Below are 2,640 nucleotides of genomic sequence, written 5' to 3' on the forward strand. Positions count from 1 at the left end.
TCCATCGATAAAGGTCATAGTGCATTTGTAACTATGGCCTTTGTCTTTTAAGGCGATCATCTTTACTGCTCTAGCGGTGTCTTCTTTAAAATAAACTCAGGATTTACTTCAGCAGGCAGGCTGGTCTTTAATCTGGTAGATTAACAACACCAAGCATAAAAATAAGTTTGATCCTATTTTAAATATGACACTTCATTTTTTCTATGCAGCCTCAGCGCGCAAAAAATCACAGTTAAAACCCTGACCTTTAAATTACGCTCATCCCTTTTAAATAATTCAGCCGTTTGCTATAGCGCGACTGATCTAAGGCTGAGTGCCTTATTTTTATAGAGATTCATCTATTTCTATTCTAATTTCTTAGCCATCAGTGTGCATCATGCAGATGTGCTTTAGCGACAGCCTCGCGGATATAAAAGAAAAAATTCTGATTCATCCCCCTAAAATCCTTATTTTTATTTTCGACACTATTTTGTGTGATGGGGTCTTATTTTTGACTATATTTTAGAATTTCCAATTGATTTATAATTAAAAATTTAGTTATATCAAATGTTTATGACTTAAATTTTTAGGTTTTAAAAAATAAAATTAAAATGCTACGGATGAATTGACATGGGTTTTTAAAGGTGTATTATAAATACATCTTTAGAAATTACCCTGTAGTGAGCTAAGCATTATGTTAAGCCAACATCAAAAAGATATTGTAAAAGCAACCGTACCTGTATTACGCGAAAATGGCGTTGCACTGACCGATTATTTCTATAAACGTATGCTGAACAATAATCCAGAATTAAAAGAAACCTTTAATATGGGGCATCAACGTACGGGCGCACAGGCCAAAGCATTGGCGGGCGCGGTACTGGCTTATGCCGAAAATATTGAAGATCCAATGGTGCTGGCGCCGGTGATTGAATTGATTTGTCACAAACATGTCAGTTTGAATATTCAAGCACCTGATTACGATATTGTTGGTGAAAACTTGCTGCATTCCATCAGTGAAGTGCTGAGTGTGCCGATGGAAGATGAGCTAATTAGTGCATGGGCTGCGGCGTATGGTCAATTGGCGAATTTGTTTATTGAAACTGAACAAAAAATGTATTTAGAACATGAACAAACCAAAGGCAGCTGGTTAGGCTGGCGCAACTTTGTGGTGTCTAAAAAAGTTAAAGAAAGCGATGAGATTACTTCGTTCTATTTGGTGCCTCAAGATGGCGGCGCGCTACCTGAATATAAAGCCGGACAATATGTCACTGTACGTCTGTTTATTGATGCACTAGGCTTTAAACAACCGCGTCAATACAGTCTATCCGACAGTTCAACTGGTCAGTATTTACGTATTTCGGTTAAAAATGAAAGTCCAAAAGCAGAAGGTCAAGATCCAGGTTATGTCTCATCGACTTTACATAACAAAGTCAAAGAAAATGATGTGATTGAGCTGTCTGCGCCGACTGGTAATTTCTTCTTGTTTAATCCAGAAAAAACCAATGTGTTGATTAGTGCGGGGATTGGTTTAACACCGATGATGGCCATGCTGAACCAACTTTTGACCGGTAATACCGATCCGAACGAAAAAGTGACCCTGTGGGAAAAAATCAAGGCGAACTTTAATAAGCCTGAACCTAAAAACCCGATTAACTTTATTCATGCAGTACGTAATTCACGTGTACATGCCATGAAAGAGACGGTGCAAGATTTGGCGAAAAAACATGACAATTTAAATGTTTTTGTGGCTTATGAACAAACCGACAGTAAAGATGTGTTGGGCCGTGACTATCATGCAGAAGGGCGTTTGAATCTAAAACAATTGGATGCCAAAATGTTACCAAAAGATGCAGATTACTATCTTTGTGGTCCTATTCCATTCATGCAAGTTCAACATAAAGCCTTGCTTGAATTGGGAATTCCAGCACAAAATATTCACAGTGAAGCATTTGGTACCGGTGGCGTTGCACTTTAAGACCTAAAGGAAGTAAGAGGGAACTTACGCCCTCTTACTTTTTTACCTTAATGAGAGCAAGATGAAATTAAACCAATTTACAGATATCGGGATTCGCGCTTTAATTTATTTGGCCCAGTCATCTACTGAGCCACCTTTTACCATCGAAAAAATGGCCAAAGACTTACAAGTCTCTAGAAATCACTTGGTCAAAGTGATTCATTTTATGGCCAAACAACAGTGGCTAACCACGTCCAGAGGCAAGGGCGGCGGCGTTAAATTAACCCATCCTTTAGCGCACTACTCGATTGGTCATCTGATTAAAACCTTACAAACTCATAATGCGGTATCAGCCCATTTGGTTAATTGTGACGCACCTGAATGTGTGTTACGCGCCTCATGTGGTTTACCTTATTTATTAGATCAAGCGCTCAGTCAGTTTTATCAGTTTCTCAATCAATATACCCTACAAGATATTTTACGTCGTCCCATGGCATCACCCACGATTTCAGCGCATCAATTAATTGATATCTTGGCCATTTCATAAGTTTTCTATGTAAAGATATTGGGATTATTGCTAAAAGCTGAAGTGATGATCACTCTGAGTCTTTTAACCGACTAAATTTTTAAACCAAGTGTTTTGCTGGCTCTATTGCATAAAATTGATTTAATAGTAGAGCGATATAAGCTGAAAGAATGCACAGAAT

Annotated in this window: 2 protein-coding genes; both read left to right on the forward strand. The window is 38.1% G+C overall.

From position 1 onward, the window contains the following. Positions 1-673: 673 nt before the first annotated feature. Positions 674-1,954: an NO-inducible flavohemoprotein gene (gene hmpA / locus BLV99_RS17910; RefSeq protein ID WP_092693055.1), complete on the forward strand. Its 1,281-nt coding sequence runs from the start codon at positions 674-676 to the stop codon at positions 1,952-1,954. Between the two features lie 61 nt (positions 1,955-2,015). Next, positions 2,016-2,480: an RrF2 family transcriptional regulator gene (locus BLV99_RS17915; RefSeq protein WP_092693058.1), complete on the forward strand. Its 465-nt coding sequence runs from the start codon at positions 2,016-2,018 to the stop codon at positions 2,478-2,480. The last annotated feature ends 160 nt before the right edge of the window (positions 2,481-2,640 follow it).

The sequence above is a fragment of the Acinetobacter kyonggiensis genome, assembly GCF_900107285.1.
GTDB lineage: Bacteria > Pseudomonadota > Gammaproteobacteria > Pseudomonadales > Moraxellaceae > Acinetobacter > Acinetobacter kyonggiensis.

Bases quoted from the DNA above. Each gene is read 5' to 3' on its own strand.
- hmpA (WP_092693055.1), top strand. From the start codon at position 674: ATGTTAAGCCAACATCAAAAAGATATTGTAAAAGCAACCGTACCTGTA.
- BLV99_RS17915 (WP_092693058.1), top strand. From the start codon at position 2,016: ATGAAATTAAACCAATTTACAGATATCGGGATTCGCGCTTTAATTTAT.